The sequence below is a fragment of the Haloferula luteola genome, assembly GCF_014201715.1.
GTDB lineage: Bacteria > Verrucomicrobiota > Verrucomicrobiia > Verrucomicrobiales > Akkermansiaceae > Haloferula > Haloferula luteola.
This window is the reverse complement of record NZ_JACHFD010000011.1, coordinates 90,394-108,564: the sequence shown is the minus strand read 5'-3', so window position 1 is coordinate 108,564 and position 18,171 is coordinate 90,394. Positions and strand designations below refer to the sequence as shown.

Sequence of the window (18,171 nt, the reverse complement as noted above, 5' to 3'; positions counted from 1 at the left end):
CGCCTCGGCGAAAACTCAACCCATCCCCATGCCCAGAAACCCGCAATGTTTGGTGGCCACGACGCTGCTTGCCCTGGTGTCGGCGACCTCCGCCGCGAGCTTGTACCACCGTTACTCCTTCGCCGAAGACGCATCCGATGCGGTCGGCGATGCCCACGGCACTCTTCAGGGAGGTGTGAACGTGGCGGAGGGAAAAGCCCATTTTTCCGGCACCCGCGGAGAAACCATCGACCTCATAGGACAGATCGACATTGGAAGCCGTTTCGGCACCACCGGTGTTTCTCTGGAAGCTTGGTTCACCGATCAGAATTCAGCACGCTATGCGAAACTGTTCGGTTTTGGCGACACATCCGAGGGCGGATTTCTCGGCTACACCTTCTCGCACGCTCCGATCAGCGACACCAAAATCGAGACTCCTTCCACCACGGCCGAGGCGAACGTGACATTTCTCCGTCCTGCACTCGATGTCCCCCATCATGCGGTAGTCACGGTCTCTCCGAGCGGCGAGGTGAATGCATGGATCGATGGAGAAAAAGTCGTGGATCAGCACACCCCGACGGAGCGATTGCCTCTCACAAGCGTCGCTGCAGGAAGCGACCAGTTGGGCAACTCCATCTGGCCTGACCGAAGTCTCAATGGAAGTTTGGATGAATTCCGAATTTGGTCGGGAGAACTCACCGGAGCAGAGGTGTTGGCCCACCTTGAAGCAGGTCCCGATGATTCATCGCTGGTGACCGACCAGGATGAAGATGGACTCCCTGACGTGTGGGAAGCCCGCCATGGTCTCGATCCAAGCCGAACCGACGATCCCGATGGAGCGACCGGCGACCCCGATGGCGATGGGCTCAACAATGCCGGTGAGCTTCAATGGCAGACCGATCCTCAGAACCCTGATACCGACAACGATGGTCAGTCCGATGGCGAAGAGGTGGCAGCAGGAAGTGATCCGCTCGATCCCGACAGTCTCCCCCCCAGTCCTCTCGACCTCCGCTATCGGTTCTCCTTCGACGACACCCTCGATTCTGTGGGCCATGCCCAAGGATTGCTGATCGGGAATGCCGAAATCAGCGGTGGCCAGTTGCACCTTCATGGAGAACCGGGCGAGTTCTTCGACCTGGGGAATCAGATCCAACCAGGGATCCAATTCGCCGAGACTGGCCTGACAGTGGAAGCATGGTACGTGGATGAGCAATCTCCTCTCTATGCCAAAATCTTCGGTTTTGGGGGCGCGGGCGAAAATCAATTTTTCGGGTTCACCCATGCCCACGGATCGGCCGACAGCACTCTCGTCGACCTCCCCAGCATCAACGGCACCGGCAACGCCCGGATCGATCGCGCGCTCACCGGAGTCACCCATCATCTGGTTGTCTCCCTGGCCCCCTCCGGACTCACCCGAGTCTGGATCGACGGCGAACCCAGGGTGGCCGACCATTTCAATGATGCCACCCTCCCGATCTCAAGTATCGGACAAGGATTCGACCGAATCGGCAACTCCGCTTGGCCCGACCCCAGCCACCGAGGCACCATCGATGAAGTTCGCATCTGGTCGGGAGAGTTCACCGAAGATGATGTCGCCGCGAGCTATCAAGCGGGACCCAAGCGGGTGGGTGCGCTGCCTGACGAAGACCAGGACGGAATGCCCGATGCTTGGGAAATCGCTCATGAACTTGATCCGCAAGACGCCACCGGGGACAACGGAGCGGATGCGGATCTCGACGAAGATCAGCTCACCAACTACCAGGAATACCTCTATCAAACGGATCCTCGAAATCCTGACTCAGATGAGGATGGCCTCCCCGATGGGATGGAAATCCTCATCGGCACCCACCCCCTCCATCCTGACAGCGACGGAGACTCGCTACCGGACGGTGTCGAGACCCGCACAGGAGAGTTTGTAAGCCCCGAAGATCGCGGCACGGATCCACTCAAAACCGATACCGACGGCGATGGATTTTCGGACGCGGACGAAGACCCAAGCCAAGGAGGCACGGACCCCAACAGAGCGGACAGCGATGACGATGGCTACGACGACCTCGTCGAGATTCGCGGTGGATCAATCCCCACCGATCCTACCAGCCAACCTTCGTCTGGACTGGGTCGCTCCGAAGCCTTTGCAGCCTTCGCCGGCGGTCGCTTCCCGGAAAGCGCCCCCGGGACCGGCTCGACATTCACGGTGGAAGAGGCCTTTCCCGAGCTGCCGAATTTGACGGACCCGATGTTCATGACGCCCCTCCCGGGCACGGATCGATTGCTGGTCATTCAGAAACGAGGCGACATTCGAGTTCTCGACGCCTCCCCCACTGCCAACAGCTTCGAGACCTTCCTCGATATCCGTTCCCGGGTTTTCACGGTTTCCGACTGTGGCATGACCGGGATGGCCTTTCACCCTCAGTTCTCCGATCCGGATCACCCACAACGTTATGTCTATATCACCTACAAATGGAATCCGCGGGCGGCAGTGGTCGACGGAGGTGCGGGCGTAAGTGGAGGCAACAACAACTGGGCTTATTGGAGACTCTCCCGCTTCGAAGTGCCCCCCGGCTCCGAGGCTGCCAACCCCGAGTCGGAGCTTGTGCTCGTGCAACAATTCGATCGCCAAATGTATCACGACTCCGGCTGCCTCCTCTTTGGGCAAGATGGCTATCTGTATTTCGCAATCGGCGATGAAGGGGGAGCCGACGATGAGTTCAATGTAACTCAGAAGATCGATGAGCGATTGTTCTCCGGAATCTTCCGGATCGATGTGGACCCCGAATCAGCCCTTTCCCATCCCATCCGTCGCCAGCCACTTCAGCACAATGACCAACCCTCCGGATGGCCGGACAGCTTCACCGCCCACTATTCGATTCCGAATGATAATCCTTTTGTCGACCCGGCACCCATCGACGGAGTGGCCAACGTCCTGGAAGAATATTTCGCACTCGGATTGCGCCAGCCCTACCGCTTTTCCCAAGACCAGGAAACGGGGCTGATTTGGATTGGCGAATCGGGTCAGAATGCCCGCGAAGAAATCGACTTATTGGCTCCTGGTGCCAACTACCAATGGCCCTTCCGAGAAGGCAACATTGCCGGCCCCAAAGCCCGCCCCGATACCATCGTGGGTATCGAGAAAGAGCCCATCATCGCCTACGACCGGACACAGGGAGGCTGTCTCATCGGCGGTTATGTGTATCATGGTGATCGCCTTCCCGAATTGCGGGGGAAATACTTAGCGGTCGACAACGTCAGTGCTGCCATTTGGGCAGTCGATCCTCCCAGCGAGTCCGCTGCCGCAGAAATCACCTCATTGGGTGTGATGCGTCCGGGCTCTGTCTACAGTGGCTCTTCATCCTGCGCACTGGATGCTCAGGGAGAATTCTATTTCCTCAAACTTCAAGGCGATGGAGGCGGCCGCATCTGGCAATTGGCCGTCGAAGACACCACTCCTGAACCACCCGCACTGCTTTCACAAACGGGCCTCTTCAGCGACCTCGCCACCCTCACCCCTGCACCCGGGTTTCTACCCTACGATTTGGTAGCTCCGCTGTGGTCCGACGGTGCCCACAAACGCCGCTGGATTGCCGTGCCGAACGATGGGATCCACGACTCCCCTACGGAGCGAATCACCTTCAACGCCCACGGGAATTGGCAATTCCCAGCTGGAACCATCACCATCAAACACTTCGAGCTGCCCATCGACGAAAGCCATCCGGATCTCACCATCCGCCTGGAGACCCGGGTGATCGTCGCAACGGAAGACGGGGGCAAATATGCCGTCACCTACCGCTGGAATGCAGAACAAACCGACGCGGAACTCCTGACCGAATCCCAAACGCACACCTTCCTGATCCAGGAAGCGGAAGGAGGATCACACGAACAAACCTGGTACTATCCGAGCCGTACCGATTGCCTAGCCTGCCACACCGAGCCCGCGGGACAAGCGCTCGGCATCCGCACCCAGCATTTCAATCACGACATCGTCTACCCAGGCAGCACCCGGCCAGCCAATCAACTGGCCACCTTCAGCGCGCTCGGCATTCTCGATCAAACCCTGACGACCGAAGAAATCGCTCAATATGTTCAATCCCGTGCTCTGGACGATTCCACGGCACCCCTTGCACTCCGCGTGCGCTCTTATCTCGATTCGAATTGCTCGCACTGCCACCAACCGAACGGAGGCATTCCGGGTTTTGACGCCCGCCTGACCACTCCGCTCTCTGAGCAGGGCTTGATCCATGGGGAACCAGGGCAGTTTGGAGCCCTTGGTCCCGATTCACGTTACATCGTCCCGGGAGACGTGCCGCTTTCCATCATTCACCACCGCATGAATGCCGTTGGGAATGGAGCCGCCATGCCGCCTCTTGCCAAAGGATTGCGAGACGATCCCGCCGTGCAGTGGGTCGCCTCGTGGATTCAGGGTCTCGATCCCGCCGATTTCATCGAAACCGAGGGCCAACGGCCCATCCGGACAGAGCTCGCAGGACCATCTGGTTTGATCAACGGTCCCTTTGACATCACTCTCGCCACCGATCAGGAAATCACGGGCCTCCAAACCGAGAATTTTGAAGCCGTCGGAGCCCCCTTGAGCGACTTGCGGGGCGAGAGGGATCACTACCGAGTCCGTGTGGTCCCCCAAGAAGAAGGCCACATCAGCATCCGGCTCCCCGCCAATGCGCTCATCCCACCGGGAGACCCCGGCCTTGGCAGCCTCGAGTCTGAAACCGTCGAAGTCACCTACCTGCGCGCCGACGACGGCTACCTTGAGTGGGCCCGTCAGCAGTCTCTTTCAGGGGAAGCCGCGCTTCCCGAAACCGCTTCCATCGGACAGCTCGCCAACCTGCTCCGCTACCAATTCAATTTGCCAGCTGACCGACCGGATCTCCCCACCTACATCCCGGGCAGCACCAACTCGGGGACAGGTCCGTCGGGGCTTCCCTCATTCCGTCGGCTGGGTCCCGAAGAAGGGGGACGGCTCGAAGTCACCTATCTGAGGCGACGCGATGCCCGCGACGCTGGATATCAGTTCGACGTTCAATTCACCGATTCCCTCGAAGGTTCGTGGCTGAATTCGACCTCCACTGAGCAAGTCACCTTCCTCGATTCCATATGGGAACAAGTGGTGGTCCAAGACACCGGCAGTGCCTCCAGCCACCGGTTTGGTCGACTCCGCATCCTCTATTCCCCCTCAGATTGATCCTCTTGCCCTCCAGCATGACCCAAAAAAGAGCCTCTTCCCGGCCAAGGGAAGAGGCCCCCGGTTTCCCGAGTGGAAATCCACATCGAAAACCGGCCATGTTCTGAATCAACCGGGCCGAGAAACCCGCCAAGTTCCCGCAGGGCACCTGATCCCTGACGGCCAACCTCGGCCATCCTGGAAGGATCTGGTCCGATGCAAATCCAGGCTTGGCGACCTTCTCGTCACAGTTTGACTCCGGCAACGCTCTGCCGTTTCGTTCATTCGGGTCGTCCCTTCCCTCACGGAGTCCATCTTCGGTGTTGGATGAGCCGCCAAGCCCGTTCAACCTCGCGCCGTGGCCAGCTACGTCATCTCCATCGCAGCCCTGAAACGCAACTCCGCCCTGCTTCGTGAAGTCAAGGAGGCTGCCGGTTGCCGGCTGGTCATTGCGCTCAAAGGCTTTTCCTGTTGGAAAGCATTTCCTTACCTCCGCGACGATCTCGATGGCTGCTGCGCTTCCGGTCTTTGGGAGGCCCAACTTGCGCACGATCACTTTGGCAAAGCCGTCGTCACCTATTCCCCCGGCTATACCCCTGAGGAGATCGCAGCACTGCTGGAATTCACCACTCATCTGGACTTCAACTCCCTGTCCCAGTGGTTCCGGTTTCGAGAAATGGTCATGGCGCACCCCCGCTTTCGATCAGGCGAACTTCATTGCGGCCTGCGCGTGAACCCGCAGCATTCGACGGGCTCCACCCCACTCTACGACCCCTGCGTGGCAGGCTCCCGACTGGGAACAACGGCCGATCAGTTGGCGGGCGCGGATCTCACGGGGCTTAGCGGCCTCCATTTTCACACCCTCTGCGAACAGGGATCCGAGGACCTCGAAACGACGCTTGCCGCGGTCGATGAAAAATTTGGCCACCTCCTGCGCTCACCCCAATTCACCTACCTTAACATGGGGGGCGGGCACTGGATCACCAAGCCATTCTACGACCGCGACCGCCTCATTCGTCTCGTTCGCGAAGCTCGCGAGAAATATCAAGTCGAGGTCTGGCTTGAACCCGGAGAAGCCATTGCGATCCACACGGGCGTGCTCCGCGCAGAGGTGATCGATGATTTCGAAAGTGCCGGGCATCGACTGGCCATCCTTGATGTTTCAGGCACCGCGCACATGCCCGACGTCCTAGAAATGCCCTATCGTCCCGAGGTCTACCTCGTCGAACCGTCGGACACCGCTGTCGAGCCTCCGGCCGAAGGCTCTCTTCCCGCAGTCACCCAGGAAGGGGAGACCTACCTCCTTGCGCAGGAATCCGGCCCCCATCTCTACCGCCTTGGGGGCCCCACCTGCTTGGCGGGAGATGTGATTGGCGACTACGCTTTCCCTCGGCCCTTGGTTCCGGGAGACCGTCTCGTCTTCGACGACATGGCTCACTACACCATGGTCAAGACCACGACCTTCAACGGCGTACCGCATCCCTCCATCGTCCTCCAACACGAGGACGGATCGCTGGAGACCCTCCGCGAATTCTCCTACCAAGACTTCCGCGATCGTCTCGCCTGATCCGCTCGGTCAAATCGCTTTCCCCTCGACCCACAACACGGCACTCGCCAGCTCTCCGACCCGCAAGGCGCGCCCTTGGATTTCCAGCTCAATCACACCCGCCAGCGGCTCCCGCCGCAGCAATCTGAATTCCGCACCTGGCTTTAAGCCAGCCTCACGCAGCCAGTTGAGAAACTCCGCGTCGTCACGACCCACTCGCTTCAAGACGTAGTCGCCCGCCGAGCATTCGTCGAGACGCCGAGTCGCATCCTCGCGCATCCGCCCCTGCGCATCTGGAATCGGATCTCCGTGGGGATCCACTGCCGGCCGTCCCAACATCTCATCGATCCGTTCTACCAAGCGATCCGACAGCACATGCTCCAACACCTCCGCCTCCTCGTGGACATGCGCCCAATCAAGGTGCAGCACTTCCACCAAAAAGAGCTCAGTGAGCCGATGCCTGCGCAGCACCTGCAACGCTGAACGGCGCCCCGATTCCGTGAGATGAACACCTTTGCGGGGGATATACTCAATCCATCCATCCCGCTTCAACTGCTTCATCATCGTGGTGATGGTTCCAGGCGTCACCGCCAGGGCTTCGGCAATCTTGCCGGCCGGCACGGGGGCATCGGGCTCCCCTTCTTCGGACAGGCGTAAGATGGCTTTGAGATAGTTTTCGACCGTGCTGCTGAGCATTCGATGGAGGGGGAGGTAAGAAATCCAGAGTTCACGGCATCCGTGAACTCACCACAAGAGCGATTCCCACAAACATCGCCACACCACGCTTCGTTCGACTTTGACACCACGCTCCAGAGCTTCGGCATCTGCTTGATCGAGCCGCTTCAGGGTCTCCCACCCAATTCGAGCCGGCAGCCCACTGGCTGCCCTCAATCGCCGCGATTTCAATGCCGTCGCGTAGCGGTCCCCATCCTGCAGCCATTCCGCCGCCTGATCTCGCCACTTCCGGGCAACCATCGCGACCTCCCTTGGATCGAGGGGGTTCTCCACGGGCAGGTAACATCGCCCCAACGACCGGTCCTTCGGAAGATCCCTGAGGATATTGATCAACTGGAGACCCTTGCCGTAGCGAGTGCCCAATGCCTCTAGCGTCTCCGGACTTTCATCGGAGTAGCCAGCACCAAGAGTCGAAAACCCCACGCGGGTCCAAAATCGCCCGACACAGCCCGCCACCCGCCAACAATAGTCTTCCAACTCAGCGTCACTCTCCGCAACCCAGGTCCCTGAGATGCCCCGATCGAGGTCTTGGCTCTGCCCTGATAAAATCACCTCCAGCACCTCTCTTACGTGCCCGCGGCAATCGCTGCTCAACTGACGATAGGCCCTTAGGCACTCTGGCAGGCTTTGCAGGAGACAGCGCTCCCCTGCGTGATCCAACTGCTTTGAAAATCGAGCCACCTCCGCTTCAGGGAAGTTCCCTTTCTCCAAAACCTCGCCAAATGTCACAAGCGCTTCCTTTCGCTCCGCAATGGAAACGCCCGAGGTGTCCGCCAACGTATCACTCGCCCGTGCCAAGAGGTAACCGACACTGACAGGATCGCGCATCGGTCCCGGCAAGAGTGCCATCGACAAATCAAACGAGCGCGAGACTGCCTTTCGCAATCGCGAGAGTTCCGAATTCATGGTCCGTGTGGCCGAAACTCGGCGAGGCGCTGTCGATTCCAAGCAAGGGCTTCCTCGTACTCCTCGCTATCCGGGCGCTCCCGATGCAACTCCTCCCAAAGCCTCACCGCCTCCGTGAAGGTCTCGGACGAAAGTTGCTTGTCGCCACTCATCTCCGCCGCATGCCCCAGGTCTCCGAGGATATAGCCCCGCGAACGCTGAATTTGCTCGGCGCGGGTGACTCCATACGGGGTTTCCAACAAGTCCGCCAACATCCCTAGGGCATTCTGCTCGAAGCCAATTTCTGCTTTGCGATCCCCGCCAAAACCCACCATGCGACCCTTTTCCCAAGTCAGGAGAGCATATCGAAACACCGCTCCCGGTTGGGCGTTTTCACCCACCGTCAGCCCTTCCAGCAGCCGCAGCCCCTCATTGTAGTGATCCATGGCGCCATCTGAATCTCCGCGATCTCGAAGAATGCCAGCCAACAACCCATTCTGCGCTGCGAGACGAACCTTCGTCAGGACATTATCAGGCCGCATCGGCAGGAGATCCGTCAGCAATTTGGTCGCTCCCAAGGCCATCGACTCCGCCCGCTTGATATCGCCCGCAATCAACGAAGACTCCGCCACAGCACCGTAGCAACCCGCCAATTCAAGGCGCAGTTGAAAATCATCAGGACGCTCGGCGATCAACTTCAGCAACTTCGAAGACGCGAGCTCGCGCAAATCTCGGGCGTCCCCCAGCTCACCCATCCCATCGAGGAGATTGGCGGAGGCGAGGTAACAAGCAACCAGTTCGGATCCCAGAATGGGAGCTTCCGGTCGCTGATCCGCCAGCCGATTGAGTTCCTCCGTCGCACGCAACAACCGCGCCAACGCCTCTTCCTCACTCCCGTGAGCCGCGAGCCACTCCGATTGCTTCAACTCCAAGGTCGCGAGAAGATAATCGACTCGATCAGCATCCACTTGCGACTTCGGCACCTTTTTCAAGGCATTCCGCGCGGAATCAAAAGCTTCCAGAGTGCGTGGATCTTCCTTCTCCTGCAAAAGCATGGCGAGGCTCAATCGATCCGTTGCCAACCGCAGATCGAGCCCGGCATTCGCCTCCCATTCCGTCGCCTCACTCAGCGCCCGTTGAAAACGCTCTTCCGCCACCTCCGGCTCGCCCATCGCCAACGAAATCTCGGCAAGTTGCAGCAACGCCCTCGACCGCTCGTCCGAGAGCTCGGAAATCTCCGCAGTCCGATCCACAAAGCTTTGATAAAATCGCTCCAACCTTTGGAGACGAAGCATTCTCCCCTGCAACGGCGGCAAGCGAGGATCCCCCTCCTCCACCGCCCAACCAAAGAGTCGATCCCCAATATCTCGCGATGCTTCCAAGCGCGCCAACCAAGTCGACTCTCCTGAGCGCAACTGCGCCGTCGCCTCCTGCGCCACCGTGTTCAATCGTCCCAATTCTCGAGTCGCCGCTTCCAACTTGCGTTGCTTCGACTCCATCTCGCGAGTGTGACTGGCCGTCAATCGATCCGCACCCGAAACTGCGCTTCGCCACAGCACGAAACCCAACGCCGCCGCGGCCAGCGTCACCCCTGCCATCACCTTGTAGCGAAAAGCCGCCTTGCGGGCACGTCGACGCTGATCCAGCGCATCCTCCATCGCCTGCAGCCCTGTCGCTTCACTTTCGACTTCCTGAAACAGCCGCTCGACCTCCATCGCATTGGCCGGCCGAGAGAGAGGATCCAACGCCAAGCAACGTTCCACGATTTCACGATCCCGACGCTCTCGGTCGGTCACCGGAGACTCGGGCCAATGCAATTCCGCCTGGGCCTCCACCGTGGATGCGATTTTCCCCAAATCCGCAGCAATACCGTCGCGATGCGTGGTGCCCGGTTCAGGGGCCACCTGGCTGAAAGTCGAGTGGCAGCGGGGGAACTGTCCCGTCACCAACCGAAATGCCATGGCTCCCAAGGCATACACATCCCAACGATACCCCCGCTGATCCTCATAGCCTTCAGGCGACCTCAGTTGCTCAGGTGACTGATAAAGGATCGCATCGGTGAACTGGTGGTTCGCGATCCCCGGCATGTGTCCAAGACACCAGTCGATCAATGCCACCTCCCCGGAGTCGTCAAAAAATACATTCCCCGGCTTCAAGTTCCCGTGTGCGACCTGCCGCGCATGCAGCGCAGCGAGTGCCCGGGTGAGCCGCCTCACCATTTCCCACGATCCCTCGCCCGGAAAATCGTCCAGCCGATGCTGCAAACTGCGGGGTCTCCATGTTCCATCTTCCTGCCGATCTGCCAGGCATGCTGTCACTCGTACCGCGGGTCGTGTACGAAAGTCGGCTTCCAAAACAGGCACCACCCCAGCCGGCCATCCTCCTTCTTCCAATCGAGCGCAGGCCGCTTCGAGCAGGGGTCGATTGATGGCCATGCCATCCAGAAGCTTCACCGCCGTGACCACCCCATCCGTACGCACCGCACGGAACACCGTTCCACACGGGCCCGAATCGAGCAGCTCCCTTTCTCCAAAGGCATCGAGTTGAGGGGGGGTCATGCCGGCAATGTGGCGAATCTGGCCCATTCCGCCAACCTTCAATCCTGATCCTCTCGCCAACCGTGCATCGAGACCCCCAACACAAAAAAAGCCGCCCCGAAGGGCGGCTTAATCACTCAAGAGAGTGGCGGAGCGGACGGGACTCGAACCCGCGACCTCTGCCGTGACAGGGCAGCGTTCTAACCAACTGAACTACCGCTCCGTAGGTCGGTCGCCTTGCGGCGTGCGCGGACGCTAGGGGGACACCCGGACTGACGCAACATCATTTTGAACCTTTTTTCACTTTTTCCCACCGACCTCGGAGAACTCCCGTAATTCCAACCATCCCCTCGCTTCCATGCCCCTCGATTCCCCCTCAACCGTCGACTCCGAATCCCCATCCTGACTCCATACTAGGTCTCGGTTTCGCTTGCCGCTCCGGCCCGGGCTGACAGATTCGCGCCCATGGATTACAATCTCCTCAAAGCCCTTCACATCCTTGCCGCGTTCGGGGTTTTCTCCGCCGTTGGAGCTGCCTGCCTCGGTGGATCCCGCAAAGCTGCCGGGATTCTTCACGGCATTTCATTGATCCTATTGATTCTCGTTGGCTTCGCCCTGCTGCAAAAACCACCCGCAGGACAATACTGGTGGATGGCCAAGATGGGCTTGTGGCTGATTTTGGGGGCCGCGCCTGCCCTCACCAAGCGGCTGCCAAAGGCCGCCGTGCTCGGCATCATGCTCGCCTGCGGGCTCGCCGCGGCCTACCTCGGCCTCCAAAAACCGTTCTGATCCGCCGGGATTGCCGGAATCGCCGCAATTTCCGCCACCGGGGGACTCTCCCCTTGCACCCCCTCTCCTCAATTTCTAATCGTCGTCCAACTCCAATTCCGATCCGGATTTTCCGAACATGAGCAGCCAAGCTTCCTGTTTTCCCATCGTCGGCCGCATCTGGTCATCCACCATCGGCAGGAAACTCCTCGTCGCCCTTACCGGGGCGGTGTTGACGCTTTTCCTCGCCGGCCACCTCGCGGGTAACCTCCTCGTCTTCGTCGGCCGAGAGGCATTCAATGATTACGCAGAGTTCCTCCACCACATGATTCACGGTGCAGGTGTGTGGATCGCCCGAGCGGTGCTCCTAACCTGCCTCGTCATTCACGTGGCCGCCACCATTTCGCTGACGCGGCAAAATAAGGCGGCCCGGCAGGCCTACGAAAACAAGGCCACCATTCAGGCGTCGAAGTCGTCCCTGGTCATGATCTGGTCCGGTTTGACGATTCTGGCCTTCATCATCTTCCACCTGCTCCATTTCACCGTGCGGGTCAGCTATCCCGCCGCGGATTTCCAAGATCCGCTCAATCCTGAGCGCTTCGACGCATGGGGCATGGTGATCAAAGGGTTCACCCATCCTTTGACCGTCCTCTTCTACGTCATCGCCATGGGCCTGCTCTGCTCCCACATCAGCCACGGTGTCCAATCGATGTTCCAAACCCTTGGCCTTCGTTCGAAGAAAAGTGCGCCTCTTCTGCGTGCCCTCAGCATCGGCTACGCCGTTGTGATCTTCTTCGGCTTCATCTCGATTCCCATCTCCATCCTTGTCTTCGGCTACGGCCGCTAACCGCCATGTCCAGCATCCTCGACAGCAAAGTTCCTTCGGGCCCGATCGACCAAAAATGGTCGAAGCACAAACAGGACTCGAAGCTGATCAACCCGGCCAACAAGCGGAAGTACACGATCATCGTCGTCGGCTCCGGTCTCGCCGGCGGTGCCGCCGCCGCAACCCTCTCAGAGCTGGGATACAAGGTGAAGTGCTTCTGTTACCAAGACAGCGCTCGCCGTGCCCACTCGATCGCCGCCCAAGGCGGCATCAACGCCGCGAAAAATTACCAAAACGACGGCGACTCGATTTACCGGTTGTTTTACGACACCATCAAAGGGGGCGATTTCCGCTCACGGGAAGCGAACGTGTATCGCCTGGCCGAAGTTTCCAACAACATCATCGACCAATGCGTCGCGCAAGGCGTGCCGTTTGCCCGTGAATACGGTGGCCTTCTCGACAACCGCTCATTCGGCGGTGCGCAGGTCAAACGCACCTTCTATGCAGCCGGCCAAACCGGCCAACAGCTGCTCATCGGCTGCTATCAAGCTCTCAACAAGGAAATCGCCAATGGGGGCGTCGAGATGTTTCCCCGCACGGAGATGCTCGATCTTGTCACGGTCGATGGTCACGCCAAAGGCATCGTCGTTCGCGACATGGTGACCGGTGAGATTTCGTCCCACGCTGGAGACACCGTTCTGCTCGCCACCGGAGGCTACGGCAACGTCTTCTTCCTTTCCACCAATGCGATGGGCTGCAATGTCACCGCCGCTTGGCGGGCCGCCAAAAAGGGAGCCTTCTTCGCCAACCCCTGCTACACGCAGATCCACCCGACCTGCATTCCGGTCAGCGGCGACTACCAGTCGAAGCTCACCCTGATGTCCGAGTCGCTGCGCAATGATGGCCGCATCTGGGTTCCGAAGTCTCAGGAAACCGCTGAGAAAATCCGCACCGGTCAACTCGACCCCAATCAGGTTCCGGATGAACAGCGCGACTACTACCTTGAGCGGAAATATCCGTCCTTTGGCAATCTCTCGCCACGCGACATCTCCTCCCGTTCGGCCAAAGAAGTTTGCGACGAAGGTCGCGGCGTAGCGCCCACCGGCCTCGGGGTCTTCCTCGACTTCCGTGATTCCATCAAGCGCTTGGGCGAGGACAAAATCCGCGCCAGCTACGGCAACCTCTTCACGATGTATGAGAAGATCGCCGGCACCAACCCCTACAAGTTGCCAATGCAAATCTATCCTGCCGTGCACTACACGATGGGCGGTCTGTGGGTGGACTACAACCTGATGTCCAATCTCCCCGGCCTTCACGTTCTCGGTGAAGCAAACTTTTCCGACCACGGAGCCAACCGCCTCGGAGCGTCCGCGCTCATGCAGGGTTTGGCCGATGGCTACTTCGTCATCCCTTCGACCGTGGCGGTTTACCTCGCCACCCAAAAACCGGGCTCCGTCACGACCGAACACCCGGAATTCAAGAAGGCGCTCGAGGAAGTTTCCTCCCGCACCAAGACCCTGCTCACCATTCAAGGGAAACGCTCCGTCGATTCCTTCCACCGCGAACTCGGTCTCACCATGTGGGACAAATGCGGCATGGCTCGCAACCGCGCGGGCCTCACCGAAGCCATCGAGAAAATCCCTCAGATTCGTGAGGAATTCTGGCAAAACGTCCGCGTCACCGGTCAGGGCAATGCCCTCAACATGGAATTGGAAAAGGCAGGTCGCGTCGCCGACTTCCTCGAATTCGCCGAAATGATGTGCCTCGATGCCCGCGAACGGGAGGAATCCTGCGGCGGCCACTTCCGCGAGGAGCACCAGTACACCGATGCTGACCCCGAAGTGCAGTCCGGCTACCTATCGCCTGGCGAAGCAAAACGCCACGACGACCAGTTCTGCCACGTATCCGCTTGGGAATTCAAAGGCGTCGACCAAGCCCCGGTCCTTCACAAAGAAGAACTTCAGTGGGAGACCGTCCACCCATCGGTGCGCTCCTACAAATAACTCAAGAGCCGGCCTCCGTTTCGGACGAGCCGGCGACTGAATCCTTCCTTCAAATGAAGCGGCTCCTGGATTTGCCAGGAGCCGCTTTGAATTTCCTTACTCCATTTCCTCTGCGGGAGGAGGAGGCATTTCCTCACCACCGCCCTCATCCATGGGCGGCGTTGGCGCATCGGGACCTCCATGCGGACCAGCAGGAGGCCCCATTGGGCGCCCCTTGCCTCCACGTTTCATCCGGCCTTGGCCTCCTTTTTTCAGCTCTTCCAAGTCGATCTTCAGATCGCCATTGGTGTCGAGCTTCTCGAATTCATCCTCCCGGGCATCTTCTCCCATTCGGGCAAGCCACGGCAGTTTCGAAAATTCCTCAAAATCAAGGACCCCATCGTGGTTCTCGTCGATCTTCCCAAAGAGCCAACGCAATCCTTCCTCCGGATCGTGATCCTTGGGCGTCAGCAATCCATCCTGATCGCGATCCAAGCGCTCGAAAAACTTCTTCCTTTTCTCCTCAGGAAGCCGGGCGATGAATCTCCCCTTGGAAAATTCCTCGTAGCTGATCGCACCATCCTGATTCTCATCCAGTTCTTTCAGATCAGGCATCGGCCCCCTGCCGCGAAAGCCATGGGGTGGCAGATTCAATTCCTCCCCTTCGATCACACCGTCTCCATTGCGGTCCAAACGCCCAAACAGCTTCTCCCGCTTGTCTTCAGGCAGACTGGCAATGCGGTCGAGTTGATCGAATTCCTCACGGGAAACTTTCCCGTCGCCATTGATATCCGCCTTACGAATGAATTCTCCCAGCGGAGCCATCGGTGGACGGTTTCCGCCACCCGGGGCCTCCGCCTCTCCCGGCGGGCCCTGGGCCACCAGCGGAGCGGTCGAAAGGAGGATCCATCCCAGAATAGGTTGCGGCTTCATCATCGGATTCGAACTAAAGGTTTCACCAAAAGACGACAATTCCCAAACCCAATCCCTCACCGAGGGTTGCGGGTGAACGGGCTTTTTTGTTGGCGACTTCCTCCCGACCTCCAACATTCTCCCGCTCCGAAGCCCATGCACATCCAGGACATCCTCCAGCAGCGACGCCCTTCCTTCTCATTTGAGTTCTTCCCACCCAAGTCCAATGGAGCTTGGGAAGAGCTCTATCGAACGATTGTCGAGTTGGAGCCCTACGCCCCTTCGTTCGTCTCTGTGACCTACGGCGCTGGCGGCAGTACCCGCGATGCCACTCATGATCTCGTCGTTCGGATCAAGGAAACCACCGGGATTCCTCCCATTCCGCACCTCACCTGCGTGGGCCACGACGAAGCGGAGGTCGACGCTATCCTTTCCCGCTACGCCGAAGCAGGGGTGTCCAACATTCTTGCCCTGCGCGGCGATCCGCCACGCAATTGGCCGGATTACGATTGGACGGACTCCGCCTTCCCCCACGCCGCAGACCTGGTACGCTTCATCCGAAAATTCAACGAGAGCGGTCGCCATCCCGATCCACGAGGCTTCGGCATCGGCGTCGCCGGATTCCCCGAGGGTCACCCCTCGACTCCCAATCGCCTCAGTGAGCTTGAGCACCTCAAGGCCAAGGTGGATGCAGGCGCCGACTACATCTGCACCCAATTGTTCTTCGACAATCACGACTTCCTCGACTTTCGCGAACGCTGCCGCCTCGCAGGCATCGAAGTTCCCATCATCGCCGGCATCATGCCCGTCTCTACCCTCGGCGGCATGAAACGCATGGCCGAATTGGCAGCGGGAGCCCGCTTCCCTGCAAAACTCCTGCGCTCTCTGGAACGCGCCGGCAATGACGCCGCCGCCGTCGAACGGGTCGGCATTCACTATGCCGCCCAGCAATGCTCGGAGCTTCTCGACCAAGGGGTCGACGGCATTCACTTCTACACGCTCAACAAGAGCGCGGCGACTCGCGAAATCTACGCCAGCCTCGGCTTCAAACCCAACACGGAAGCCGCCTCTTCCTAAGCGGCTCCACCCCCGCCTCCCACGTGAGGCAACCCCTTCAGCGGATGGAATCGAGGATTTCATCCGCCAGATCGACGCCAATCTCCGACAATCCCCCCTTCAATTCCACGGGAATCACGGTGCGCTGAGTTTCTGGATCAACAGGGAAGCGTTCCTTCAAGGCCGCCGAGCGTTCGAACGCATCCGCAGCGACGATCAGATCCACCTTCCCATCGAAGAAATACAAGTTGAGGGCCCGATTCATGTCCTCCTCGCGCAGCTTCCGCACCATGGCCAGTTCGTCGTAGAACTCGGTGTTTTCCCCTTCGACCCTCTTGGTCTCCGGTTCCTCTTCTTCTTGGCTCACTTTTCCGGCATTTTTCAGGCTGAATCCTTCCGAGCTGCCTTCGCTTGAGAAATCTCTGCCAAAGCCGTTGGCTCCCACAGCCATTCCCGGCTCGGTGCCGAAAGAACGCTCCTTTATCTCGTCGTCGGTGGGACGCCTTACCGAAAACTCACCGCTGACCGTCATCAGGTTCTCCGCCTGCAAATCGATGCCTTCCACCGAAAGCTTTCCTCCTCCCGTCGAAAGGTGGAATCGTCCAGTCTGGAAAACCACACGCTTGTAGGTGCGATAGTAGTCCGCGACGGAAAGGGCTTCGAACACGCGGAAATCGTCCCGAATCGCCAATTGATCGCCCTCCTCGATCGACAAAGTTCCATCAAGCGTGATGCCGCCCGAGGAATTCGTCGATCCACCCAAAGTCAGCGCCCCGGAGATCGAACCGGCCAAATAACTGCGCGCATTTCGGGGCAGCAGCTTTTCCACCGGAACGTTCACAAATTTCAAGGTCCCACTCGGTGCCGGAAGTTCCGCCCCTTGAACCATCACGGCTTGGAATTCGATCCGCCCGTCACCGACGAAAAGCACTCCGCGCTCGATCGTGACGCCCTTGGGAGAGATCGAAACCACCATCTCTTCGATCGGGCACTCACGGATCCAATTCTGCGTAAAGGTTCCTCCCTTGAACACACAACGCCAGCCTTCAGCACTGCGGGTGGCGGTCATTTGACTGTTCGCGATATTTCCGAAAGCCCGTTGGTAGTATCCCCAGCTGATGTTGGTGCTGGCTGAGCGCAGACCTCCCAATTCGATCTTCGCCGGCAGCCCAAAAAGCTCCTTCTCCGCGGCTTCTACCTCATCCTGAGAGCTCAAGCCTGAGCGCACTTCCAGATCCAGCGAGTTTGCGTCCAGGGTCCCCAAATTCCAAACCCCTGCCACCCCATCAAGGAGCTTCATCTTGAAACGCAGGTTCTTGATTTCGAACGAGCGGAAGAAGCTATTCGAAGTCCCAACACCCCCCACCCGATGAATCGAAGCTTCGCCACCGCTTTTGGAAAAGACAGAGACATCCACCTTCTCGGCTTGAAAATACTTGGCCATGCTGGCCTCCAGCCCTTCCTCGAAGCCTTCGGTATCGACCCGCTTCACGATGAAATAGCCCACCACCAGCACCAGAACCACCAAGGCAATGACCAACCGGACGGCTAATCCAAAAAGGTGATAAAGGGTGTTTGACCAATTTCCCCCGCCCGATAGCGAGTGCCTCAGTTGGAACCAGAATCCTTGGTTCGCAATCCATTGATTGAGCTTCTGTTGAAAAGCGTTGGCTTCTTCCGCGTCCATGAGTGGGGGCTGACCTAAAATCCAGGGCCGGGCGGATTACAAACCGCCCGTCACGGTTCATGCGAGGCCAAATTTCCCTCGCCCG

Annotated in this window: 11 protein-coding genes and 1 tRNA gene; 6 read left to right on the top strand and 6 right to left on the bottom strand. The window is 59.1% G+C overall.

Going from position 1 to position 18,171, the window contains the following annotated elements; all coding sequences use genetic code 11:
• Positions 1-28 precede the first annotated feature (28 nt).
• Together HNR46_RS12010 and nspC are read left to right on the top strand one after the other, a co-directional pair.
• Positions 29-5,173, top strand: a complete 5,145-nt coding sequence (locus tag HNR46_RS12010; RefSeq protein WP_184019105.1) for a LamG-like jellyroll fold domain-containing protein — start codon at positions 29-31, stop codon at positions 5,171-5,173.
• Positions 5,174-5,510: 337 nt separating this feature from the next.
• Positions 5,511-6,719: a carboxynorspermidine decarboxylase gene (nspC, locus tag HNR46_RS12005; RefSeq protein ID WP_184019103.1), complete on the top strand. Its 1,209-nt coding sequence runs from the start codon at positions 5,511-5,513 to the stop codon at positions 6,717-6,719.
• A 9-nt stretch (positions 6,720-6,728) separates the two neighbouring features.
• Here the strand turns inward: nspC and HNR46_RS12000 are convergent, their stop codons facing one another.
• From HNR46_RS12000 to HNR46_RS11985, 4 genes are all read right to left on the bottom strand, one after another.
• On the bottom strand, positions 6,729-7,394 hold the full coding sequence (locus HNR46_RS12000) for a metal-dependent transcriptional regulator (protein WP_184019101.1): 666 nt from the start codon (positions 7,392-7,394) through the stop codon (positions 6,729-6,731).
• A gap of 48 nt (positions 7,395-7,442) precedes the next feature.
• A complete protein-coding gene (locus tag HNR46_RS11995) occupies positions 7,443-8,339 on the bottom strand; it encodes a phytoene/squalene synthase family protein (protein ID WP_184019099.1) in 897 nt (298 codons plus the stop codon).
• Entirely contained in the window at positions 8,336-10,876 is a 2,541-nt protein-coding gene (locus tag HNR46_RS11990; RefSeq protein WP_184019097.1) for a protein kinase domain-containing protein, read from the bottom strand. The genes HNR46_RS11995 and HNR46_RS11990 overlap by 4 nt, the downstream gene beginning before the upstream one ends.
• A 125-nt stretch (positions 10,877-11,001) precedes the next feature.
• A tRNA-Asp gene (locus tag HNR46_RS11985) sits at positions 11,002-11,078 on the bottom strand.
• 242 nt (positions 11,079-11,320) lie between these two features.
• Here HNR46_RS11985 and HNR46_RS11980 point away from each other — a divergent pair.
• The 3 genes from HNR46_RS11980 to HNR46_RS11970 all read left to right on the top strand — a co-directional run bounded on the left by HNR46_RS11980 (position 11,321) and on the right by HNR46_RS11970 (position 14,452).
• The gene (locus HNR46_RS11980; protein WP_184019095.1) at positions 11,321-11,644 is read left to right on the top strand and encodes a hypothetical protein; all 324 of its coding nucleotides are present in this window, start codon (positions 11,321-11,323) and stop codon (positions 11,642-11,644) included.
• 118 nt (positions 11,645-11,762) lie between these two features.
• A complete protein-coding gene (locus HNR46_RS11975) occupies positions 11,763-12,470 on the top strand; it encodes a succinate dehydrogenase cytochrome b subunit (protein WP_184019093.1) in 708 nt (235 codons plus the stop codon).
• Between the two features lie 5 nt (positions 12,471-12,475).
• On the top strand, positions 12,476-14,452 hold the full coding sequence (locus tag HNR46_RS11970) for a fumarate reductase/succinate dehydrogenase flavoprotein subunit (protein ID WP_184019091.1): 1,977 nt from the start codon (positions 12,476-12,478) through the stop codon (positions 14,450-14,452).
• Between the two features lie 96 nt (positions 14,453-14,548).
• Here the strand turns inward: HNR46_RS11970 and HNR46_RS11965 are convergent, their stop codons facing one another.
• Positions 14,549-15,367, bottom strand: coding sequence for an EF-hand domain-containing protein (locus HNR46_RS11965; protein WP_246418062.1), 819 nt, complete (start codon positions 15,365-15,367; stop codon positions 14,549-14,551).
• Positions 15,368-15,499: 132 nt separating this feature from the next.
• On the opposite strand from HNR46_RS11965, the gene metF reads away from it, so the two are divergent.
• Entirely contained in the window at positions 15,500-16,420 is a 921-nt protein-coding gene (metF, locus tag HNR46_RS11960) for a methylenetetrahydrofolate reductase [NAD(P)H] (protein WP_184019087.1), read from the top strand.
• Between the two features lie 37 nt (positions 16,421-16,457).
• Here metF and HNR46_RS11955 read toward each other — a convergent pair whose 3' ends face one another.
• Positions 16,458-18,086, bottom strand: a complete 1,629-nt coding sequence (locus HNR46_RS11955) for a hypothetical protein (RefSeq protein ID WP_184019085.1) — start codon at positions 18,084-18,086, stop codon at positions 16,458-16,460.
• Between the last annotated feature and the right edge of the window lie 85 nt (positions 18,087-18,171).

What these genes read in the sequence shown, in the direction of transcription:
- HNR46_RS12010 (WP_184019105.1), top strand. Translation starts at nt 29, where the DNA reads ATGCCCAGAAACCCGCAATGTTTGGTGGCCACGACGCTGCTTGCCCTG.
- HNR46_RS12000 (WP_184019101.1), bottom strand. Translation starts at nt 7,394, where the DNA reads ATGCTCAGCAGCACGGTCGAAAACTATCTCAAAGCCATCTTACGCCTG.
- HNR46_RS11995 (WP_184019099.1), bottom strand. Translation starts at nt 8,339, where the DNA reads ATGAATTCGGAACTCTCGCGATTGCGAAAGGCAGTCTCGCGCTCGTTT.
- HNR46_RS11990 (WP_184019097.1), bottom strand. Translation starts at nt 10,876, where the DNA reads ATGACCCCCCCTCAACTCGATGCCTTTGGAGAAAGGGAGCTGCTCGAT.
- HNR46_RS11980 (WP_184019095.1), top strand. Translation starts at nt 11,321, where the DNA reads ATGGATTACAATCTCCTCAAAGCCCTTCACATCCTTGCCGCGTTCGGG.
- HNR46_RS11975 (WP_184019093.1), top strand. Translation starts at nt 11,763, where the DNA reads ATGAGCAGCCAAGCTTCCTGTTTTCCCATCGTCGGCCGCATCTGGTCA.
- HNR46_RS11970 (WP_184019091.1), top strand. Translation starts at nt 12,476, where the DNA reads ATGTCCAGCATCCTCGACAGCAAAGTTCCTTCGGGCCCGATCGACCAA.
- HNR46_RS11965 (WP_246418062.1), bottom strand. Translation starts at nt 15,367, where the DNA reads ATGATGAAGCCGCAACCTATTCTGGGATGGATCCTCCTTTCGACCGCT.
- metF (WP_184019087.1), top strand. Translation starts at nt 15,500, where the DNA reads ATGCACATCCAGGACATCCTCCAGCAGCGACGCCCTTCCTTCTCATTT.
- HNR46_RS11955 (WP_184019085.1), bottom strand. Translation starts at nt 18,086, where the DNA reads ATGGACGCGGAAGAAGCCAACGCTTTTCAACAGAAGCTCAATCAATGG.